This is a genomic window from Haloferula luteola (genome assembly GCF_014201715.1).
GTDB lineage: Bacteria > Verrucomicrobiota > Verrucomicrobiia > Verrucomicrobiales > Akkermansiaceae > Haloferula > Haloferula luteola.
Genome location: NZ_JACHFD010000021.1, coordinates 1 through 22,080, shown reverse-complemented (window position 1 = coordinate 22,080; position 22,080 = coordinate 1). Strand labels below are relative to the sequence as shown.

Annotated in this window: 16 protein-coding genes and 2 pseudogenes; 13 read left to right on the top strand and 5 right to left on the bottom strand. The window is 58.8% G+C overall.

Annotated features, from left to right (window positions below):
- Positions 1-5: 5 nt before the first annotated feature.
- Positions 6-749, bottom strand: a complete 744-nt coding sequence (locus tag HNR46_RS16515; RefSeq protein WP_184020769.1) for a PEP-CTERM sorting domain-containing protein — start codon at positions 747-749, stop codon at positions 6-8.
- A 233-nt stretch (positions 750-982) separates the two neighbouring features.
- On the opposite strand from HNR46_RS16515, the pseudogene HNR46_RS16510 reads away from it, so the two are divergent.
- The 7 genes and pseudogenes from HNR46_RS16510 to HNR46_RS16485 all read left to right on the top strand — a co-directional run.
- Positions 983-2,899: pseudogene (locus tag HNR46_RS16510) on the top strand (FG-GAP repeat domain-containing protein); the annotation flags it as partial.
- 484 nt (positions 2,900-3,383) lie between these two features.
- On the top strand, positions 3,384-3,575 hold the full coding sequence (locus tag HNR46_RS21555) for a hypothetical protein (protein WP_425491703.1): 192 nt from the start codon (positions 3,384-3,386) through the stop codon (positions 3,573-3,575).
- A gap of 31 nt (positions 3,576-3,606) precedes the next feature.
- Complete coding sequence (locus HNR46_RS16505) at positions 3,607-4,923, top strand: alpha/beta fold hydrolase (protein ID WP_184020765.1); 1,317 nt, start codon at positions 3,607-3,609, stop codon at positions 4,921-4,923.
- A 121-nt stretch (positions 4,924-5,044) separates the two neighbouring features.
- Entirely contained in the window at positions 5,045-5,545 is a 501-nt protein-coding gene (locus tag HNR46_RS16500; protein WP_221285230.1) for an RNA polymerase sigma factor, read from the top strand.
- 1 nt (position 5,546) lies between these two features.
- A complete protein-coding gene (locus tag HNR46_RS16495; RefSeq protein WP_184020763.1) occupies positions 5,547-5,831 on the top strand; it encodes a hypothetical protein in 285 nt (94 codons plus the stop codon).
- Positions 5,828-7,222: a hypothetical protein gene (locus tag HNR46_RS16490; protein WP_184020761.1), complete on the top strand. Its 1,395-nt coding sequence runs from the start codon at positions 5,828-5,830 to the stop codon at positions 7,220-7,222. The genes HNR46_RS16495 and HNR46_RS16490 overlap by 4 nt, the downstream gene beginning before the upstream one ends.
- Positions 7,223-7,312: 90 nt before the next feature.
- Positions 7,313-8,512: a redoxin domain-containing protein gene (locus HNR46_RS16485; RefSeq protein ID WP_184020759.1), complete on the top strand. Its 1,200-nt coding sequence runs from the start codon at positions 7,313-7,315 to the stop codon at positions 8,510-8,512.
- A gap of 14 nt (positions 8,513-8,526) precedes the next feature.
- Here the strand turns inward: HNR46_RS16485 and HNR46_RS16480 are convergent, their stop codons facing one another.
- Both HNR46_RS16480 and HNR46_RS16475 read right to left on the bottom strand, forming a co-directional pair.
- Complete coding sequence (locus HNR46_RS16480; protein ID WP_184020757.1) at positions 8,527-9,852, bottom strand: right-handed parallel beta-helix repeat-containing protein; 1,326 nt, start codon at positions 9,850-9,852, stop codon at positions 8,527-8,529.
- A 117-nt stretch (positions 9,853-9,969) separates the two neighbouring features.
- Complete coding sequence (locus tag HNR46_RS16475; protein ID WP_184020755.1) at positions 9,970-10,824, bottom strand: YncE family protein; 855 nt, start codon at positions 10,822-10,824, stop codon at positions 9,970-9,972.
- 223 nt (positions 10,825-11,047) lie between these two features.
- Here HNR46_RS16475 and HNR46_RS16470 point away from each other — a divergent pair, with 223 nt between their 5' ends.
- The 6 genes and pseudogenes from HNR46_RS16470 to HNR46_RS16445 all read left to right on the top strand — a co-directional run.
- Positions 11,048-12,631, top strand: a complete 1,584-nt coding sequence (locus HNR46_RS16470) for a hypothetical protein (protein WP_184020753.1) — start codon at positions 11,048-11,050, stop codon at positions 12,629-12,631.
- Positions 12,628-14,091, top strand: a complete 1,464-nt coding sequence (locus HNR46_RS16465) for a peptide MFS transporter (protein ID WP_184020751.1) — start codon at positions 12,628-12,630, stop codon at positions 14,089-14,091. The genes HNR46_RS16470 and HNR46_RS16465 overlap by 4 nt, the downstream gene beginning before the upstream one ends.
- A 67-nt stretch (positions 14,092-14,158) precedes the next feature.
- Entirely contained in the window at positions 14,159-16,909 is a 2,751-nt protein-coding gene (locus HNR46_RS16460) for a DUF5695 domain-containing protein (protein ID WP_184020749.1), read from the top strand.
- 168 nt (positions 16,910-17,077) lie between these two features.
- On the top strand, positions 17,078-18,139 hold the full coding sequence (locus tag HNR46_RS16455) for an SAM hydroxide adenosyltransferase (RefSeq protein WP_184020747.1): 1,062 nt from the start codon (positions 17,078-17,080) through the stop codon (positions 18,137-18,139).
- Positions 18,140-18,646: 507 nt separating this feature from the next.
- Positions 18,647-19,114 carry an IS630 transposase-related protein gene (locus HNR46_RS16450; protein WP_184020745.1) on the top strand — a complete coding sequence of 156 codons (468 nt, stop codon included), beginning with the start codon at positions 18,647-18,649 and terminating at the stop codon, positions 19,112-19,114.
- Positions 19,051-19,593, top strand: a pseudogene (locus HNR46_RS16445) (IS630 family transposase); the annotation flags it as partial. The gene HNR46_RS16450 and the pseudogene HNR46_RS16445, both read left to right, overlap by 64 nt.
- A gap of 95 nt (positions 19,594-19,688) precedes the next feature.
- On the opposite strand, the gene HNR46_RS16440 reads toward HNR46_RS16445, so the two are convergent.
- Both HNR46_RS16440 and HNR46_RS16435 read right to left on the bottom strand, forming a co-directional pair.
- Positions 19,689-20,762 carry a hypothetical protein gene (locus tag HNR46_RS16440; RefSeq protein WP_184020741.1) on the bottom strand — a complete coding sequence of 358 codons (1,074 nt, stop codon included), beginning with the start codon at positions 20,760-20,762 and terminating at the stop codon, positions 19,689-19,691.
- Positions 20,759-22,080: hypothetical protein (locus HNR46_RS16435; protein WP_184020739.1), on the bottom strand; the 1,322-nt coding region annotated here is incomplete at its 5' end. The genes HNR46_RS16440 and HNR46_RS16435, both read right to left, overlap by 4 nt.

Genomic DNA, 22,080 nt, shown 5'->3' with positions numbered 1-22,080 from the left:
AACCACTACACCGCATCCAAGCTGGACACTCGCGGGCTACCATCCCGCATTCTTCTTCGAAGGAGTCCAAGTCCGGAAAGCCCTCCCATGACCAACAACCCGCTGGACGGCTCCGGCACGTATTCAATCGTCAGCGTCGGACCCGCGAAACTGGAGTTCGAAAACCCTGCATACGTCGCCGCTACGGTGCTATCGCCAGTGCCGATCACCACCCGAATCGTTTCGCTGGCATTCAATCGAGCGAGAATCTCAGCCTCGGCCGTAGGAGATAAGGTCAAATTGAAGACATCCACATCGCCCGAGGCCGTCTCCGTAAAGGTCACCGTCCCTAACGAAATCAGGGTCAAGTCTCCGTCACTGACATCGGTAGCGGTCCCCGGATCGCTGCCATCATAGGCAAGAGGAGAACTCCCGGGCTCGATGCTCGAAAGCGACACGCTCGTATCGAGATAAAGATTCAAACCGCCATCCGTGGTGAAGCCAGCATTCGATTGAGAAAGGCTGAGCGTCATCGAAGTGATGTCGGTCACCGTGCCCAAGGGCCCGGGAGCAAAATCCGCCACCCCATAACTCGCAAAGGAGCCGTTGGCGCTTCCTTCAACGTTGAAAAAGGCATCGCCGCTGCTGCCCGAACGAGGGCCACCGGGTTGCACCGTCGCATTGTCAAATGCCTCGACCGCCACCGTCGCCGCCTGGAGCGAGGAAAGGGCAAGCCCCGATACTGAGAGGATGAGAACGCAGGTTTTCATGGAAATCGAGCGTGGAATGTCTCGATCTTTCCTCATCTTCGCGAGTCTGAAATGGAATGCACGCCATCGATCCCAGTCGGTCAGCGAGTTAGGTCATCACTTTTTTACGAGATCTCCTTCGTCACCATCTTACATCTCAGAATGGGCCTCGAAGCTTGGCAAACTCTTTTCGGTACCTAGCTTCCATACTGACCCCGGCACCTCACCCCGTCCCTCCCCGGGAAAACCTTCCCATGAACCCCTCGATCCTTACCCCTTGTCTTCTCCTCTCAAGCCCTCTTGTTCATGCGGATCTCCAGATCACATGGGAGCAGCCCATCAAAGGGACATCCGCCTTTGCCAACGCCCTCGGGGACATTGATGACGATGGAGACATCGACGCCTGCATGGCTCAGTTCACCAGTGAGGGACATGTGCTGGTCAACGATGGAACCGGGAATTTCCACCTAAGCCCCACTGCCGCGACCCTTCCTTCCGCTGGCGACATCGCCCTCGGAGACCTCGACGGTGATGGCGATCTCGACCTCTTCTTCGCCCGCCACTTTTCCCCTTGCGCCGTCTGGCTCAACGATGGTGCAGGCAACTTCACCGACAGTGGCCAAACGATTGGCGGATTTTACTCCCGGCGGACTTTGGCCCTCGGCGACCTCGATCACGACGGAGATCTCGACGCCGTAGTGCCTGCAAATGACTCCAACCAACCCTGTGAAGTCTGGCTCAACGATGGCCATGGCCTCTTCTCCAACAGTGGCCAGATTCTCGGGATGCAATACACCCAAGGTTGTGCCCTCATCGACGTGAACCATGATACCCATCTTGATCTCGCGCTCGCGAACAATGGCGCCAACACCCTCTGGATGAATGATGGAACGGGGGTCTTCACACTTGCGGGGACCTCACTGGGGAGCAAGAGCAGCTTCGACATCGACTTTGCCGACCTCAATGGTGACACCCATCCGGATGCCTTCATCTCCAATGGCCATTCGAGCGATAACGCCAATGAAGTTTGGTTCAATGACGGTGCCGGACATTTCTCCGATTCAGGCCAGAGCCTCGGCGGACAGTATTCCTATTCCACGGTGTTGACCGATGTCGACACGGATGGAGATCTCGACGCCGTTGTCGGTAATACCACCGCGGAAGCCAACCAGGTTTGGCGCAACAATGGATCCGGAACCTTCAGCTTGCTGGCCGTCACCCTCGGCACCCAGAACGCCTTCGATGTGGACACAGCCGACCTCGATGGCGACGGCGACAACGATTTTTTCCTCACCGTCAACGGCTTCCCCAGTGAAGTTTGGATGCGGATCCCCGTGAGCGAAGGAGGACCCATTGCCGACTCCGGCCAGCGACTTGGGGGAAGCGAGGGCAATTGCGTGGCGACCTTTGATTTCGATGGCGATGGTGATCTCGATGTCGCGGTGGGAACGATCGAAGGCACCGTGCAACTCCTCGCCAATGACGGTCGGGGACAGTTCACCGAAATCGGCACGTTGCCCCACGACAACAACCCCATCAACAACGCCCTCGGCGTCGGGGATTTCAATGGCGACACCTTTCTCGATCTCCTCGTCATCAACTCCAGCGCGTCGCCCGATCGACTCTGGCTCAATGACGGTGCCGGACATTTTACCGCCGCCGCTCAGGAGATCGGCTCGGACAGTGGTGGTGCTGTCGCCGTCATCGATCTCGACGACGATGGGGACCTCGATGCCGTGGTGGGAAACCTCAACTACTTCGCCACTCCCGGGCAGAACAAAATCTATCGAAACCACGGGAGCGGACGCTTCTCCATCATCGACGCCCTGGGGACCGGTTCCACCTATGCTCTCACTTTCGGAGATTTGAATGGAGACACCCATCCCGATTTCATCGTCGGCAACTACGATCAGGGCACAACCATTTGGCTCAATAGCGGCTCGAACAGTTTCACCTCCACCGGCCAGGCGCTTGGCTCGGGAGAGACCTATGACCTCCAACTCGGCGACTTCGACGGGGATCTCGATCTCGATCTCCTTCAGGTCAATGGCAATGCCCCCAGCATCCTCTGGATCAACGATGGTCGGGGTAGCTTCTCCGCGTCTCCGCAGGTCTTCACCGGAAACTATGGCCGCAGTGCCGTAGCCTACGACGCCGATGGCGACACCGACCTCGACATTTGGTTGGCGCAGGGCTCACTCACCGAAGCCGCCGACACGCTCTGGATCAACGATGGTCACGGTACCTTCACGCGTGCCGACCTCAGCATCCGCCCCCAATATACACGGGATGTGGTTGCTGCCGATTTTGACGCCAACGGCAGCGTGGACATCTTCGCCGCCAGTTTCCTTGGAGACCACATTCTCTGGAGTCAGGTCGATACCACGACGGTCGAAAGCTATGCCGCCTCTTTCGGCTTGAGCGGCAACGACACCCTCCCCGATGCCGATCCTGACCACGACGGGGTTCCCAATTTCGAAGAAATGGCTTTCAACATGAACCCCTCTATCTCCGACTTCCAGAGGGTTTCGGATATCGTAACCGCCACGTCGGGAGTTCCGACTCTGACCATCGAAGCGGCCGGAAACAGTCACCGCCTGGTTGCCAAATCCATCCGACGCATCGGCAGTGGCCTCTTCCGCTACGAAATGGAGTATGCCACAGATCTCCAATTCCAGCCCGTCACCACGGGTGTCACTGAAGTCACCTTTCCACTCAATGCCCAATACGAACGAGTCGAATTCCATTATCTTCTTCATGTCGGGCTTCCGGGTGAATTCGGTCGCTTTGCTGTCCGTTACGATCCCTAAGAATCAAAAGCTCGGGACCTTCTCGGACCTTTCCTAGAGCCAGATTTTCCGGTAACACATGGGGCAACATGCCCACCCCAAGCTTGCGCCCCGGACTCGTGTTGATCTTCCTCGCCGGTTGCTTGGTCGGCTGTGCCAACTTTCGTCGATTGAGCCGTGATCTCCGATTCATCGATCGAACGGACACCGTCATGGCCCGTCTGAGTCCGATGCCTGACGATACCACCGTCTATGGACTCGCACTCGGCTATGACTCGACCACCCAGAAAGTTCACGCCGTAGACGGGGCCAAAGTCGGCACCGGCGGCGTCTTTGGATTCTTTGTCAAACGCAACACCGAGCAATACCTCATGGCATTCGCCGATCAGAACGACAATGAGAGCTACGATCCGGGCGAACCGGCATGGATCCATACGGATGGGTCAGGAAAACCAGCACCCGTTCTCATTGACCCCTTCACCCATGGAGCCATGGTCCAAGGCCAGCTCTCAACGGCGACTCGCTTTCCCGAAAGCCTGGTCGCAGCGGCCCATGTCTTCAAAGCCGACCGCGCCCCTCGAGACATCGTGACGGGATGGAACATCCCCGTCGAACTCGGAACTCTTGCCCGAGTCGAAGAACCGCGCTTCAGCAGCGATCGTGGATCCCGGGGCTACTGGGAACCCGCAAGCTACCCCATCGAATCAGGAGTTGGAATCTTCTTCCTGGAAAATTACGACGTTCACCGTATTCCTATCCTTTTTGTCTATGGTGCTGCCGGCTCCCTTCAGGACTGGCGGCCCTTTCTCGATCACCTTGATCGTTCCCGCTACCAGGCTTGGTTCTTCCACTACCCCACAGGAGCCAAACTCGATGTCATGGGCTCCACCCTCAATTCCGCCATCCAACTGCTCCACGAGGCCTACGGATTTCGGAAAATGCACGTGGTCGCCCATAGCATGGGCGGCCTCGTTTCCCGGGATTTCCTCCTCAAGAACCGTCGCGACGGGCACTCCTATGTGCATCGCTTCGTCAGCATCTCCACGCCATGGGGCGGGCAAGAGTTTGCACGGTCCGGCGTCCGCAGGGCACCTTCCGTCATCCCTTCATGGTATGATCTGGTGCCCAACAGCACCTTCCAACAGAGGATTTTCTCCGAATCGATCTCTGGCAAAACTCCCCACCTGCTCCTTTACGGGCATCGCTCCCAGTCGTCGCTGGTCCTCCCTGCTGAAAACGACGGTACTGTCAGCGTCGCAAGCGAAACGCACCCGCAAGCGGTCGCAGACGCCGTCGAAGTTCGAGGCTACGATGAAGGCCACGTTTCGATCCTTTCGAACCAGGAAGTCATTCGTCGAACTTTTCAGTTCTTCGACCAAGACCGCACGGCTTCCAGCAGGCATTGAGCGCCATCCATCGTCTCTCAAAAGATCGACCTTCGGACCTGGATGACTTTCTGGACGGACAGCTAGACAAAAATCAGCGGCCGATGCGTCGTGAAAATGTGAAGCAAGGAGGCCATCCCCGTTGAAACGCCGAGAACTGGAAAGACTCTACGACGAGCACGCCCCAGCACTCTTCAGGCTTGGGATGGTCCTCTTGCGCCACGAACCCAGCGTGCAAGATGTCTTGCAGGAGATCTTTGCGAAGTTGGCCAAAGGCAGAGGCCGATGGACCTCTCCTGAAACCGAGCGCGCCTATCTGCTGCAAATGGTCCGTCGCGCTGCCATCGACCTTTCCCGGCGCGAAAAAGTCCGTCGCGAACACGCCGAGCGTCACCGCCGCGACCCCATCTTTGAGCGCAGCGAAGATCCAGACCGCGAGGCCTTCCGTGAGCGCCTGGAGGTCGCCCTGATGGCGCTTCCTGAAGAACAACGCATCGTCACGGTGCTGAAACTTTGGGAGGAACGTACTTTCGAGGAGATCGCCACGATTTGCGAGATTTCCCCCCATACCGCCGCCAGCCGGTATCGATATGCGATAGACAAACTGCGGCACCACTTGCGTCCCCTGTATGAGGAACTTTGAGATGAAAGATTCTTTCGAACGTCAATTGGCCGAGTGGGTGCCTAGAGGTCTACCCGCAGAGATGAAGCAAGCCGTCCTTCCACCGGTCCTTCCCGCCCTGGTGTTTTCCAAGTCGGGCTGGCTGGCTCTCGGCTTCTCGTGGTCTGCCACCGTGGCTCTCATCCTCACCACTCCCAGCGAACCCGCTCCCGATCTGATGGCACCGTCTGGACTCGTCCTCCCAGCCCAACGGTTCGACCGCGAATGGCTGCTCAACATCACATCTCCTGAACCCTTCTTTCCATGAAGCCCATCTTCCCTTCCCCTCGCTGGGTCATTCGCATTCTGGTCGTCGCTCTTTCCCTGATCGCCTTGATCTGGGCCGGCTTCAACCACTGGACAGCCCGGAACCGCCAACAGGCCAGACAAGCCTATCTGGAAAGCGGGGGGCAGTTCGACCTAGCGAGCCTCCTGCCACCCCTTCCACCCGATGAGGAAAATTTTGCGATGCTCCCCATCTTTGTCGAACTGCGAGATGCCATGGCCGTTCCCTCCGAAGACAGAACAGGGGATTTGATCCAGCGCTTCGAATCCCTCAAACCGGAAGATGTCCCTCGGCACCGCGCGATGAGCGACACCGATCACTTGCGAGCAATCGCCGAAGCTTCCGGGCTCCACGGAAGCTTCCAGGAAATGCTCAATGCTTACGAAGCGTCCCATGAGGAGATTCTTTCCGCCCTTCGCTCAGGACTTTCACGGCCCGATGTCTCCTATTCCAACCTGAGAGGACTGCCATCAAATCAATTCCTCTACAGCCTCAGCAGTGGCGCCAATTTGCTCTTAAGGAAGGTCTTGTTGGGACTTTCGTTCCGTTGCTCGCTCGCACTCGAAGCTGGGCGTCCGGATCTGGCCTGGGAGAGCCTTCAACTGCAGGCCCGGATCGCAGAATATGATCATTCCAGTGAAACCATGGTGTTTCACCTCGTCGGAGCGTTCGCCACCAGGGAGGCCGCGATGAACTTAAAGAGAATTCTCGAAGCGGGAGCATGGGACGAGGCTGCGGCCGCTGACTTTTCCGCGCACGCGTGGAACTCCAGCGCCAGCGAACTTCTTTTGCCCTCCATTCAGATCGAATTGATCGCCTTCCTTCAAGTCGTCGATCTTGCGAAATCGGATTCCGATTTCCGAAAGGACTGGTTCAACCCCACACCCCCAGCATGGCTCCTTCCCGCCATTCCCAGTGGCTACTACGATCAACTCGGTGCAACCGCACTTCGCGACGTCACCCAGTTTCAGTCGTGGCTGGTGGGGGAGGAGAGTTGGAGCCACTTGGCCGATTACCTCCGATCGATGACTCCTCCGAAACGCCCAGGACTGCTCGGAAACAGCAGCCTTAATGAAGTCCTCCATATGTGCAGCTCAGTCCTCCTTCACGAAGCCGTCGTCCAACAGCAAGCACGCGTCGCCCTCCGCCTGGAAGCCATCCGCTCCCGAACCGGAAGCTACCCCGAGTCGCTGGATGACTGGGCCGATGACACGCAACTCGACCCGGCGACCGGCCAACCATTCCGCTATCAGAGAACCCACGACTCCTATCTCCTCTATTCCCTCGGCGTCGACGGGATCGACGACGGTGGCAAAACCCTGCCTTCCCCCAAACCCAAAAGCAACCGGGAAGACCCCGATTGGGTGTGGTGAGAGCCTCGCCTGAGACCAGGAAGGACTTGCCGACTTGACCCAGACGTTCCTCATTGTCCAATAGTCGCCACCCTTGGCCTCGTATCTGTGATGAAAACTCTCGCTGCCTGCCTGCTTCTTGTCGCCTCTTCACTCGTCCATGCTGCCGAGCCTCCGCTACTCGATGAGCATGGCAATCCCGCAGGCTTCAAGACCCTCGCGATCGGCGACGCCGCTCCTGATTTCAAACTCCCTGGCATCGACGGTCGCACCTGGTCGATGAGCGATTTTGCGGAGTTTGAACTCCTGATGGTTCTCTTCACCTCCAATCATTGCCCGACTTCTCACTCCATCGAGCAGCGCTTGCAAAAGCTCCGCAATGATTACCGCGACCGCGGCCTGGGGCTCGTCGCCATCATGCCCAACCACCCCGATGGCATCCGCCTCGATGAACTGGGCTTCGGCGAATTCAACGACTCATTCGAAGACATGAAACCCTACGCCGAGCTGAATGGTTGGGACTTTCCCTATCTCTACGATGGAGAAACCCAATCCACTGCCCGCGCCTATGGCTGCCTCTGCACGCCTCATGTCTTCATCTTCGACCGTCAACGGCACCTGCAGTACGCAGGACGCTTTGACGACTCCCGTTTCTTCGAGGAATCAACCGTCCGTAGCCCTGATGCACGCCAGGCCATCGAAGATCTTCTGGCCGGTCGCCCAGTCACCGTCCCACTCACCCGTCCTCACGGTTGCTCGACGAAGTGGCGGGAAAAGAAGGCGGAAAAAATCGCCATCGCGGATGCTTGGAAAAAATTGCCGGTCACCTTGGACCCCATCGACGCCGAAGGCGTGGCCGCACTTCGTGCAAATCCCACGGACAAATACCGCCTGGTCAATGTGTGGGCCACATGGTGTGCGCCCTGCGTCGAGGAATTCCCCACGCTGGTCGATATTTCCCGGCAGTACGACATGCGGCCCTTTGAACTGATCACCGTGAGCATGGACTCTCCTCAGCAGCATGAGGCCGCCCATCGATTCCTCCAGAAGCAAGGCGCAGGCCTCACCCGCAACGTGGAAGCCTCCGTCAAAAAAGAAGGTCGCACGACCAATCACTACCGCTTCACTGGGGCTCAACAGGATGAACTCGTCGCCGCTCTCGACCCCGAATGGCCAGGCCCGCTGCCTCACACGGTGCTCATCGCACCCGGAGGGGAGATCTTGTGGCGGCACAACGGCGTCATCCAGGGTGCCGAAGCCCGCACCCAAATCGCCACCGCCCTCACTCGCTACTACTCCCCCGCTGAATAGCCGTCTTCCATCGATCACTCACGATTTCGGGGAACGAAAGCTCCGGGGGCCGATCCTTCTGTATCCCTTCCATCGGTATCATTTCCTCTCACCCAAGGGCTTCCCGCAACGGGCCTGAGGAATGGGATCTCTGGCAAACTTCCATCGGCCAACCGCTGGCCCTCCAGATCCCGTGGATCCAGCGAAATGAACTCCATGGGGGAGAGTCCCTCACCGAACACATTTCCGCGCATCTCACACCTCGATACGTCGAGGTTCTGCAACTCCGCCCGCCCTCGAAAACTCAGGTTATCGTGGATTCGATGCTCGAAGCCGGGAACATCCCGCCCCGCCCTCATGTCACGGCCCAAGAAATTGAAGTTGCTTCGATTCCCATACGCACTGTTGTGCATCCAGTCGCTGCCACCAGGGTGATGATTCGCGTAAAATCCACTCGCCTTGTTCTCCACCGCCAGGCACCGCTCCACCTCATGCCGGGGGATGGTTTTCGGCAATCGAGGGCGAGGCTCCACGCCGAAGCCCCCGACCTTGAATCCATTTCCATCCGCGAGCTTCTTTCCGTCCTCTGACATCCCATTGCGGAAAGCCCAGCAGCCTTCAAAGCGGATGCTTTCCCAGGCCGAAATGCAGTCAAATCCGTCGTCCGAATTGTACCAAGCCCGACACCCGCGAAAGACATTGCCCGTGTCACCCCGATCCGGATGGCAACCGAATCCATCGACATTCCCCCCTTTGCCACCCTCTGATACTGGATCGTAGTTGTTCCAGGCATCGCAGTTCAGCACCAGATTGTTCGAACCTCTCGACAAGTAGAATCCAATCCCCATTCCGTCGTGCATGGAGAGCCGCTCAAAACGATTGTGGCTTCCGGTATTCGAAAAGCAGATCGACTGCGTGTGACCCTTCATCGTCACCTGCACGCCCGTCACCTCGAGTCCCACCAATTCCAAATGGGACCCACTGACTTCGAACGCATGCACCCGCAGGCCATCTGGCCTCACCGCAGAAAAGTCAAAGACCGGACGTTCTCCCTCAATCGCTTGATACCGAATCGGCCGCTCCGCTTCGCCACTTTTGTCGAGATGAACCACGTAGGCCCAGATGCCGCGCTTCCTCGCCACCTTATCCTCCGTCATCGCATACCTCCCTCCTCCGAGAAACACCGTATCACCCGGGGAAACCTCTCTCTGCGCCCGCTGAACGGTCGCGAAGGGATCCTCCAATCCACCCGAAGCGCCATCGTCCCCGTCCGGTGCCACATACCACTCCGCCGCATGGGCTGCTCCGCAAATCACGCCGAGCAGGCCCCAGAGGAATCCCAGTCCCTTACAGAATCTCATCTTCCTCCTCCTACAGGAAACCTCCGACCTCCCTGTCAGCCAAGCCCTCACCCCGATGGGGGAGGCAGGGGAAGCCCCCACCTCGGATGCCCGCACCCCCGGCCCTCATTCCCTTCTTCATCGCTCGCGCCGCCGGCGCACCAGCAACGAAATCCCCAATCCGCCAAACAGAATGGATCCCGCCTCCGGTACCGCCGAGATCTCCACGTCGAAGAGACTGCTCCCCGAATAGATCGAGCTGAGATTCCCTCCATCGAGATCCATCCGTTTGATCTCCGTGATGGTCGTGAAATAAATGCCACCCGCTCCCACATCGAGGCCCCAGACATTTCCCAAACCCGTGGCAATCAACGTCTCGTCGGTGCCATCCAGGGCAATGCTCTTCAGGCTGCCCGAACCCTCTCCAAAATAGAGGCGGCCTTGATAAAGGGAGAGCCCCTGGATCATGGATCCTCCACTGTAAAGGGTGCTCAAACTCGAAGCATTCCGATCGTAAACTTGAATCACCGACGATCGGCTGGAAACGAAGATCTTATCGCTCAAGGGATCATACTCCACATCGATTCCCTGGCCTCCCACACTCGTGCTCAAAGTACTTAACGTCAGGGCATTCAGATCATAGGCATACAGAGCCGTTGAGTTGTAGGTGACGCTGAAAACCAGATCTCCAGAGTGAAAAATTCCCGAGGGATCCGTTCCCGTCGAGCCCGTCCCATAACTCACCTTGCCCGTCCCATCGGTTCCCACGCTGGAAAGCGTGTTGGCTGCGAAATCGGAATAATAAAGGGTCTGATCTTCCAAATGCAGGCCAGACAAACTCGATCCCGCCCCCGCCAGCACCGTCGTCACATTCGAGCCATCCGCGTCGCTTCCTCGTATCTGATTTCCCTCCACCCAGAAAACCGTCGCCCCATCCGCCAGCGAGCTCCATCCACACAAAATCCACAGACCACTCCAAAATCGTTTTAACATACTCTCTACTAGAATGTTAGCATCTACCCATCAAGAATTATCCAACTCCATTTCCCCCCTCAATCCGCGGGCCTGCGCGGCTCCCTCGCAACTTGTATGAAATGATGACAACCCGCAGGAGCCATTGGGGCCGAGACAAGATCCCAGAGGCCCGGTAGTCATGATCCCGTCGCAGGCTCGACTCCTGCCACCCACCCTTCGTGACCGCGCACCTCGGATCTCCATGCAAGAGCCCTCGCTTCCATCGATTTGCACCGCATTCATCATCGCCCTGGGCTCGCTGACATGCGGCGCCGAGCCCTCCGTCGGTCCTCCACCTGAATCCTTCTTCCAACTCGTCGATCCCAAAGATCGCGACGCCGCTCGCGAGTTCTATGGGAAATACATCGATGTCGACGGCATGCCCGCCGTCGCCTCCCCCGAAGTGGACGACCGTGCGCTCCTGCGCACCCACGAGATCGTTTCCCACATGCTGGCAGGCCGACCCGATGTGGTTCAGGCCCTCGTGGAAACCCAGATGTACCTCATCATCATTGGGCGCGATCAGGTCTACACCGACATGCCCGAAAATCGCCATGCTCCCAACCCTGACTACCTGAACGAGCGAGTCCGCGGCACCGGCGGCCGCCCCACCAGCTTCGGCGAAGAGAACCTGCTCAGCCTTCCCATCGATCGCTACGATGATGAGAGCATCGGCGTTCACGAATTTGCCCACACCATCGACGGCACCCTGAACCGTATCGATCCCGAATGGCGCTCGAAACTCCGCCAAACCTATCGCGCCGCCATCGATCAGGGCCTCTATCAGCATGCCTACGCCGCCTCCAATTCGGCGGAATACTGGGCCGAAATCGTCCAAGCCTACTTCGACTGCAACCGCGTCAACAATTGGAACCATGGCCCCATCGGCACCCGAGAACAGCTTCGGGCCTACGATCCAGCTGGGTACGAACTCGTCCGGACAACCCTTCGTTTGCAGCCCTCCCAGGATTGGCGCTACGCGTGGCTCCAGGCTTTGCCGAAAGTGACGCCTCCACCACAGGAATTCGCCATCGATCCGTGGTACACCCAATTCACCTACGCCCGCGAACTTCCCGTCGTCGGCCGCGGCGCCAGCGAAGCCGCTTTGCTAAAGGCCAACGACACCATCCGGAAACTCTTCGCCTACCGCCACGACATCCTGAAGGCTTTCATCAGCGACGGCGCCAAGCTCGTCGTCCTCGGAAAACAAGAGAACGTCGCCGACCTCCCCGAATTTCGCAATCTCCACGACCCGGAGATCGATCTTCTTGCCCGCGTTCAGGACTATCGCAACGACACCAAAACCTTCGTGGTCTCCGAAGAAAACGTCCTATCCGATCCCTCTGACCCTCTCGCCGGCGACTCCCAGATCCTCACGGTTTTTGCCAAAGCCATCGTCACCCAACTGGCGACGCGTGCGATCGATCCCAGCTGGGACCAACGCCAGGACGTTCAACAATACGAACTCCGAGTTCGCCGGATCGACACCGATTTCCGCCAACAGCTCGACCACCTCTACCAGACCGCCCTCCGTGCTGGTCGCTGGAAAGGAACGGCAGCCCAGCCTGACCCCATCGCCTACTGGACCACTGGCGTCCTCGCCTACTTCGATGCCGCGGGCCAAACTGCGGCCCCCCTCGATGCCCCCCATCCCATCCGATCTCGCGAGTCCCTCGCTCACTACGATGCGGACCTCCATCAACTCGTCGCCACCACCATGGCCTACGAAGGTCATGTCGATTGGCGCTTTCACCCGACCCCGGCCGCGAACGATCTCGCGCGATGAATTCATCCGAACGTCATCCCCGGGGGCTGATGACCCTGTTCTTCACCGAAATGTGGGAACGGTTCAGCTACTACGGCATGCGAGCATTGCTCGTGCTCTTCATGGTCGATGCCGTTCGCAGCGGCGGGATGGGGCTCGACGACAAAACCGCCACCGCCATCTACGGCCTCTACACGGCTGTCGTCTATCTCATGTCGCTTCCAGGTGGATGGTTGGGCGACCGGCTCCTCGGAGCTCGCCGAACCGTCAGCTATGCCGCCCTCCTCATCACCTTGGGGCATTTCACCCTCGCCGTGCCCACCACCCAGGCCTTCTACCTCGGCTTGGTATTTGTCGCCGTCGGTAGCGGATTTCTCAAAACCAACATGAGCACCCTCGTCGCCGACCTCTACCCTGAGGGAGGTACCCGGCGGGATGCGGGGTTCACCCTCTTCTACATGGGGGTCAATCTCGGAGCCTTTCTCGGGCCACTTGCCTGCGGCAAGCTGGCGGCAGTTTGGGGCTGGCACGCGGGATTTGCAGCGGCTGGGGTCGGCATGGTCTTCGGGTGGATCCAATTCCACTTCACCCGCCACCACCTCAAGGACGCCGGCGAACATCCCAGCCACCCGGGACCCCTCCACCTCCTGGAGCGCACCGGTGCCATCGGCCTCACCGGACTTGCACTGGCAATCCTGATCCTCGGCCTCACCGGACGTGTCACGCCCGATCCGATCGCCATCGCCCAGAGCGCAAGTTACCTCATCACGGGAATCGCTGCAGCCTACTTCGCCTACCTCTTCTTCTTCGCGGGTTTGGATCGTTCCGAAAAAGGACGCATCGGCATGATCCTGCTCTTGTTCCTCAGCTCCGCTCTGTTCTGGGCCGGCTTCGAACAGGCAGGCTCGTCATTCAGCCTCTTCGCCGAGCGTTTCACCCTCCGCGAGTTCTCCTTTCTCGATGAGCCCATTCCAGCCGCTTGGTTCCAATCCCTCGGGCCCATCATGGTCATCGCTTTCGCACCGCTGTTTGCCGCCCTTTGGATCGGCCTATCGCGGCACCGGCTCAACCCCTCAATTCCCGTGAAGTTTGGGATCGCCCTTCTGCTTCTCGCCGCGGGATTCCTCGTCATGCGCGGTGCCGCATCCCGACTCCTCATCCATGGCCAAGTCATGCCGACCTGGCTCATCGCCACCTTCCTGCTGCACACCTTCGGCGAACTTTGCCTCAGCCCCGTTGGCCTCAGCTCCGTCACCCAACTCGCCCCTCGACGCTTGGTGGGCCAGATGATGGGCGTCTGGTTCCTCGCCACCTCGCTTGGCAACTTGCTCGCCGGCCTCCTCGCCGGAGAATTCCACGAAGACACCGTCGCCCACTGGCCAGCGCTCTACCTCCAATGCTCGATCTTCCCCGTCGCCGCCGGCGTGCTCCTGATCGTGTTTGCTCGGAAGCTCCGACGCCTCGCGCCTGACCTCTCCTAAGCCAAAACTTCGCCTCCCTCCGCATCTCACTTTCCCATTTCCCGACCATCTCTCACCCCAATCGATCATGACTGTGCTGCCGTCACTCCGAAGCATCTCTGCTCCCACCCTGGCCACCCTTTTCGCCATTTCCATCACCCGTGCTGCCATCGCCGACGACACTTCCGTGGCCGAGTCCGGAGCCATCACCAAGACCACCCCGGCCTTCGAGATTTCCTTCCTAGAGAGCTCCCAAACCTTGGCCTCTCTCCAACCCAAGGGTGCCGGCGGCTTTGACTTCACCCCGGCGGACTGGTTGAAACGCCGCTCTGCTGATGGTTTCCACCATCTCGGCGACCTCACCTTTCAAGTTCGCGTGGGCCGTCAACCAAACTGGCAATCGTTCGATACCGCCGCTCATCGCCGTCCCGTCCAAGCACTTCCTACCAACGACGCCATCCTCGCCGCTGCCGACCTCGCCGCCACCTTGCCCGAAGATTGTCCGGTGAAAATCACTCGGACCTGGTCCCTCGACGAAAACAAGCACCTCACCCTGCGCTTTCAGATCGAGAACCCCGGCGAGGAAACCCTCGAAATCGGAGCCCTGGGAATTCCGATGGTCTTCAACAACATCATCAGTGAGCGCTCCCTCGAACAGGCCCACGCCATCTGTTCCTTCGCCGATCCCAGCATCAGCCAGGACGCCGGATACCTCCAGGTGACTCGTCTCAGTGGCGAAGGCCCGGTGCTCCTCGTCGTTCCCGAAAAGGACACCCCTTTCGAGGCCTATGTTCCTCTCGATGAACCCATGCCTCGCGCTCAAACCTTTGAAGGCATGCTCTCCTGGGAAGTCCACACCCGCGCCTTGGCCGAGCAAAAATGGAACGGCATCCGCCCATGGAACCCTCCTTCCTCGGCAGAACTCAAACCCGGTGAATCCCGTACTTATGGTCTCAAGTTCCTCCTCGCTCCCGAGTCCCGAAGGATCGAAGACACTCTGATTCAGAATGACCGCCCCGTTGCCGTCGGCATTCCCGGCTACATCCTACCCATGGACCTTGATGCGCGGCTCTTCGTGAAATCACCTCTCGACATCCAATCGATCCAGGTCGATCCCGCGAACGCCCTCACCATCCATCGCGACCCTCCCACCGCGCAGGGCTGGAAAGCCTTTACCCTCCATGGGAAATCCTGGGGACGCTCCCGCCTTACTCTCACCTACAGCGATGGATCCTCTCAGGTCGTTCACTACCTCGTCACCAAGCCCGCTGCCGAAGCCGTCAGCGATCTCGGAAACTTCCTCACCACTCACCAGTGGTTCGTCGATCCCAACGATCCCTTCCACCGAAGCCCCTCAGTCATCAGCTACGACCGTGAAGCCAATCGGCAACTTGATCAGGAATCCCGCGTCTGGATCGCCGGACTCGGCGACGAAGGCGGAGCAGGCGCCTGGTTGTCGGCCATGATGAAAATCCTGGGACAACCCGATCCCGAGGAAGTCACCAAGCTCGAAACCTTCGTCAATCAGGTCCTCTGGGGAACCCTCCAGAACAGCGATGGACCCCAGAAATACGGTGTTCGCAAGAGTGCCTTCTTCTACCAACCGGATGCCGTTCCTGGATTTACCTACGATTCCGATACCAATTGGACCACCTGGACCAGCTGGGACAAGAAGCACTCCGAAGATGTCGGCCGGGGCTACAACTACCCCCACACCGTCGCCGCCTACTGGGCCATGTACCGCATCGCCCGCAACCATCCCGACCTCGTCTCCACCCACGATTGGACCTGGTACCTCAACCAAGCTTTCGCCACCATGGACTTTGCCTTCGGCCGCAACGCCGAGGGCCACCGCCATGTCGGCTACGTCGAACTTGGTCTCATGGAAGGCACCGTCTTCCTGCGTGTGCTCGAAGACCTCCAACGCGAAGGATGGACCGAAAAAGCCGAGCGCATCGAAACCCTCATGAAAGAACGGGCCGATCGCTGGAAGGGCGAACAATACCCCTTCGGCAGTGAAATGGCCTGGGATTCAACCGGACAGGAAGAAGTCTACGCCTGGTGCGACTATTTCGGCTACGATGAGAAAGCCCAAGTCTCGCTCAACTCCATCCTCGCCTACATGCCCACCGTTCCCCATTGGGGCTACAACGGCAATGCCCGCCGCTATTGGGACTTCCTCTACGGGGGGAAACTTAGCCGCATCGAACGCCAGATCCACCACTACGGCTCCTCCCTCAACGCCATCCCTGTCCTCTCCGAATATCGCGAACATCCGGACGACCTCTACCTACTTCGCGTCGGCTACGCCGGAACCATGGCACCCCTCTCCAACATCGACCGCGAGGGATTCGCCTCCGCCGCCTTCCACTCCTTTCCGGATACCCTGAAATGGGACGCCTACTCCGGTGACTACGGTCCCGCCTTCTTCGGGCACGCCATCGACACAGCCACCTACCTCATCCAACACCCCGAATTCGGCTGGCAGGCCTTCGGCGGCAACCTCTCCGAATCCGATGGCTGGGTCCACCTCCAGCCCAAGGACTCCTTCCGCATGCGGGTCTACCTCGCGCCGCTTGGACTCTGGCTCACCCTCGATGCCGGAGCCTTCGAGTCCGTCGAATTCCAACCCACCACCGGGATCGTGAAACTCACCGTCACCCCCGGCACCGTGCCCACCTCAAAAGCCCGGCTGTGCATCGAACAACCCGCCCAGCTCGACGGCGTCGGTGCCTACTCCCCCACCACCGAGCTTCCCCTTGAAAACGGTGCCTACACCATCGACCTCTCCTCTCCCCAGGCCACCCTCGAACTGAAAGCCGCCTCACCCGAACACTGAGGTTCACCCCTCGTGCTCCACCGGTTCTCTCCGGCCACCTTTCTCCCTCGAGGCAGCACCTCCACCCTGCCTTGAGGGAGGCCAGGACGATCAAGTCTGCCAGTCGCCACTCTCGACGGCTTTCCATTTTTCTCCCGTTGCGCGATCCGGACCGGTAGTCTGACGGGAATGCGAACCCTTGGCTTCCTCCTCAGCATTCTCCTCAGCCTCGCTTCCCTTCCGGGCCAAACCCTCGAAAAAGGCGACATCGATGGGGCCCTCTTCACGATCGCCAAACCCGCAGAGTGGACCGGAAAGCTCGTGCTGCTTGCCCACGGCTACCGCCCGGAGGACGCCGCCCTTAGTGCCGACTTGGACACGAAGGATGCCTTCGTGGCTCCTCTACTTAAAAAGGGATGGATGGTCGCCATCACCAGCTACCGTCGCAATGGCTGGATCGTGGACGATGCCCTCGACGATCTCAATGCCCTCCAGGAACACATCGCCAGCCAACACGGAGAGATCCGCCGATGCCTCGTTTCCGGAAGCTCCATGGGAGGCCTCATCGCCGTCCTCATCGGGGAAGGCGCTCTCGACGGAGTCGATGGAGTCGTCGCCATCGGAGCCTATCTCGGCGACGGGCAAACCGACGCATTCCATCCCAAACTGACCTGGGACCCGAAAATGCCCATTCTCTTTCTCACGAACCAGAGCGAGCTGGAACATCCTCGCGCCTATCGTGAGCGCGCAAACCATGACTTCACGGCCCTGTGGGAAATCAAGAGAAACGGCCATTGCAACACGTCCGCAGCCGAACGCTTCCAAGCCATTCAGGCAGTGAACGCCTGGATCGACGGCCAGCCTCCCGAGAAAGATCGCGACGGCACCCTGGAACCGCCCGTCCGCGCCAGCACCGCTCAACCCGTGAAGGGGGGCCTCGAAGGAACGATTCGCAAATCCTCGCCCTCCTGGGGCAACTTGGGCACCGACTTCGTCGCCGCGGACCTCACCACCCTTCACCTCGCACGGGGGGACTCCCTCATGGTCGAAGCGGGAGATCGATCCATCGCTGCCAGGCTCGTCGGGGATCGCAGTGAAGTCGCAGAAGGAGAGTGCGCCGTTTATCTCTCTCCCAATGGCTGGGTTGAAATCGAAATCCAAGGTGGCCATGCAGCCCGAAAAGTTGGTGTCGCCGTGAAGGATCGAGTGCGGCTCATCCACCAGCCGACGCCAGCCACTCCAGAGCCCTGAACGGGCTTCGCATCGAAGTGAGGTGGAATGGGAGGGGTGGGGGGAGCCAATGGCCCTCATCTCCCCGCTCGTGCTTGGGCCCGTCCTCGACCGCCTTGGCTCCGTTGGAGCGTCCCCCCTGAGTGGCTGGACAGGGAATAATGAGATCGAGGGCCGACGGACAAAGATCTCCTATGAGACGAAGTCGGGGACTTTCTCCGGCCGCGACGAGATCGACACGGACCCGAATCACCCCTGAGCACTGCGACCAAACAGACCCGTTCTACTACCTTAGTCGGAACCCCGTCTCACCTTTAAAAGCCCATGCAAATACCCGAGACCAGCAATGACGAGCAAACCCCAAAACAAATACCGCGAAGCATCTTCGTCCTCAGTTTCAGTGCCTTCTGCAAGACGCGGATCATCCTGGGATTCAATCACACTTTCGCGTTCTCCTGCGCCAAACGCCTCTAGAGCATATTAACTAATACCGTAGCCGTGTGAGATACGTTCTGATACACTCTAGATATGGCAACGCTCTCGATCGACCTGCGCGAAAGAATCCTCAAGGCCTACGACCGCGGGGACGTCACACGCGACCAAGTGGCCCGGCGTTTCGAAGTTTCGCTTGGAATGGTCAAGAAGCTCCTCCAGCAAAGGCGCCATACCGGAGACATCGCGCCACAGCACCACCGCAGCGGGCGCAAGCCGAAGATCGAGGCTTCGCACCGCCGCACGATGAAGGCGCTACTCGTCGAGAATCCGGATCTGACACTCGAGGAGATCCGCGCCGCGGCGGGTCTGGAATGCAGCGTGCAGGCAATCCACTACGCGCTCTCCGGCATGGGACTGACATATAAAAAGAGACGCTCCGCGCTGCCGAACAGGACCGCGAGGACGTCGCTCGGGACCGCCGCAGGTGGAAAAGAGCGCAGGGCGGTCTCAAACCCGGGCGGCTCGTCTTCCTCGACGAATCGGCGGCAAAAACGAACATGACCCATTTGCGCGGCCGCTGCGCGCGCGGCAGGCGGCTCCACGCCAGCGCACCTTGCGGCCGCTGGCGGACCACCACGATGATCGGCGCGGTGCGTATCGACGGCAGCACCGCCTGCATGACCATCGAAGGCACTACCAACACCGAGGTATTTCGAGCCTACGTGAAGGAGGTCCTGCTGCCGTCCCTCAAACCCGACGACATCCTGGTGAGGGACAACCTCAACGCACACAAGGATTCACGCGCGCTTGAAATCCTCGCCGCCCGCGATGTGGAGGTGCGCTTCCTGCCGCCGTATTCTCCCGACCTCAATCCGATCGAGTTGATGTGGAGCAAAGTGAAGAACCTGCTCCGTGGCGCTGAGGCCCGAGACCACGACCAGCTGCTGCTGGAGATCGGGAAACCCTGTCCCGTGTTACCGCAAAGGACGCCGCCCATGGGTTTGCCGATTGTGGTTACGGGTTTAGTTAAAATGCTCTAGACTAGCACGGGGGTGCCGGAGCGGTCGGTTGCAAGTTGACCAGGTGGCCTCCGATTCTGCGCAAGCCCTCCGACGCCTGAACCAAACATGCCGCGTCACTTCCGCTTTTTGAGCAAAACCCAGAGCAAGCCCAGCACCGCCAAGATCACCACTGCCACCAACGGCCACCACGTTGGCGAGGAGGATTTCTCGGTTTCAGTGATCAGCCTTGGCTCCTGCTCGGATGGTTTTTTCAACTCTGGGGATGGCTTTGAGCCAGGCACTCCTGACTCTGGCTTCTCAAGGCTCTCGCTTGCCAACCAGGGGCTAAGCGGTCCTGAACCATTTACAGCATACCGACCTTGGCGCGGCTCTCTTCCATTGATAACATGCCTAGCGTATTCAAACTTTTGCAGATAGCCTGAGGATATTACTTTCGGGTGAGCGACAAGAGCCTCAATGTTGCGAAGCAAGGCAGATGCATCTGGACCAAGCAGGTTCGCGATTTCAAGACCATTTCCATATTGCCTAATGATCTCCTCGGGCGTTTCCCCTTGAGGTGGGATTGCAAGAGCCTTTTTCGCAACATCAAGTCCGTCTAGCATTCCTACTGAACTCACACCCAGCGCCCATCGATTAAGGTCTGAACCATGTTCCGCATCAGGTCGCCATTCCCGCAGGATCCCCTTGTCTTCTTCAGACAAAAGCCGATGCTCATACAGCAAATCCGCTGCCGCGAGCGCAACCCATGGCGATTGATCGATGTAATCTCGTAATTGATCAGCGAAAGCCGCGCTGGAAGGCGCAAAATCCAATAAACTACGGGCCTGCCGGGACGAGTCCGTTTTCCCAAATCCTTCACCAAAAGCAAGGTCTACCAGCTTTTGCGTTTCGGGTGCCAAGATGTCAGCCCACTTCTGGATAACCGCTTTGCGTTCGGCGCTGGGAGTGCCCCAGTCAGGCGATTCTGCCGCGATGATTTCTTGATTGATCGCGTAGGCAAGCGTTTGGATATCCGCAGCGAGTGCTGCGTCTTCTTCCGAGTTCCGGCCCTGATCGTTTATCTGTAACCTGATTTCGTTCAAGAGCGGATCGGGGTCATCCCATATTCGGGTAATGTCCTGTTCTCCGAGCGCGGTGAACGAGAGCGAAAAAAGTGCCATGGCAACCGTGTAAAACTTCGACTTCATTTGGTGATCGTGTCTGTTCTACCAACATTGATTGCTTGATCGGGATCAAGCGAATGAGGGCCGGGCATCGCTCCAGCAGCTGGAGACACTCGGTGGATGTCCTTGTAGCTTCCATCAGATTGAATGACGATGATCTCGTATGCAGGATAGCTGTCATGCTTGCCCCCAAACTCGACCTTTGGTTTCAGCGGGTCAGTGTCGCACCAGACTTTCAGGTAAAGCCTCCAGTGGATGTCGGCGGTGGCCCATGTTGTGCCCCATGGCATTGCACCGTCTTTGCCTCCCCCATCGATTGTGATTTCTGAGACTCGCCCACTCCGCGCGATGTGTTCATAGCTCGGTGTATTTGCTGGCGGCTTTCCAGAGGATGAGGCAGCTCCACTGAGCGACATGAAGCCCATTTTCAGAGACATTTCGGCGGCGTTTACCGAGGTGGCTTTTTCGAAGTGTTCAGACAGGGGGGCGGTATACAGCTTCCTCTTTCCTTGGATGTCAGGCGTGGCGTGGAGTTCCTCGTAAGGGGTCACGATGACGGTTTGACACACTCGAAATGGCGCGTTTTGAAAGCGCAAATAGGCAGGATCGGAAGCACCGTCTCTATCAGTTGAATAGGCATTGAGGAATCCAGGAGAGGCGGGACGGCTGCCGTATCCTGGATGCAAATCGCCCTTGGCGACTTTCCCGTTCATTGGATTCAACGCGTTCGGGCCTGGAATTTCTTCCTCTGCCTCCGTCCAAGCGTAGGGAATAAAAGCCTTTACTTGGAACAAGAACTCGGACTGAACGATGGTGCATTTCACGGAGTCACCATCAACCCAATTCCCACCGGCCTTGATTTGCATGGTAATGGATTCTCCTCCGCGAGCATCGCTCTTCTTGAGCCCATGGAACCAAAGCGTCGTATCCGCGTTCGCCGCGAACTCCGTCGACTCACTGGTGACTTCCTGGGTCCTGGCCTCGTCCTTGTAGATTTTGTAGCGACCACCTGCATCGAACTTCAGCCTAACCTTCCAATCTGCGGGAGCATCGGGCATGACCGAATGAATCAGTAGCTTGGTTTTCGGCGTTACGTCGCTTGTTGGGATCGCGGGATCTTCAAGCCGCTGCACCGATACATAGCCTCCGTCATCGACATCTTCCTTCCCTTCATCCAGCTCGCCTGCGGCCGGATGGACAATGTCTAAGTCCACGGGCAGTAGGTCCACATCATACCGCCTCTCGTGCTCGAAGGTCCCTTCGTTCGCTTCCAAGGGGTCCAACACCACGCCCGTTTCCGACACATTCTCCCCTGCACGAACCGTCAGCTTCACCACCTCCG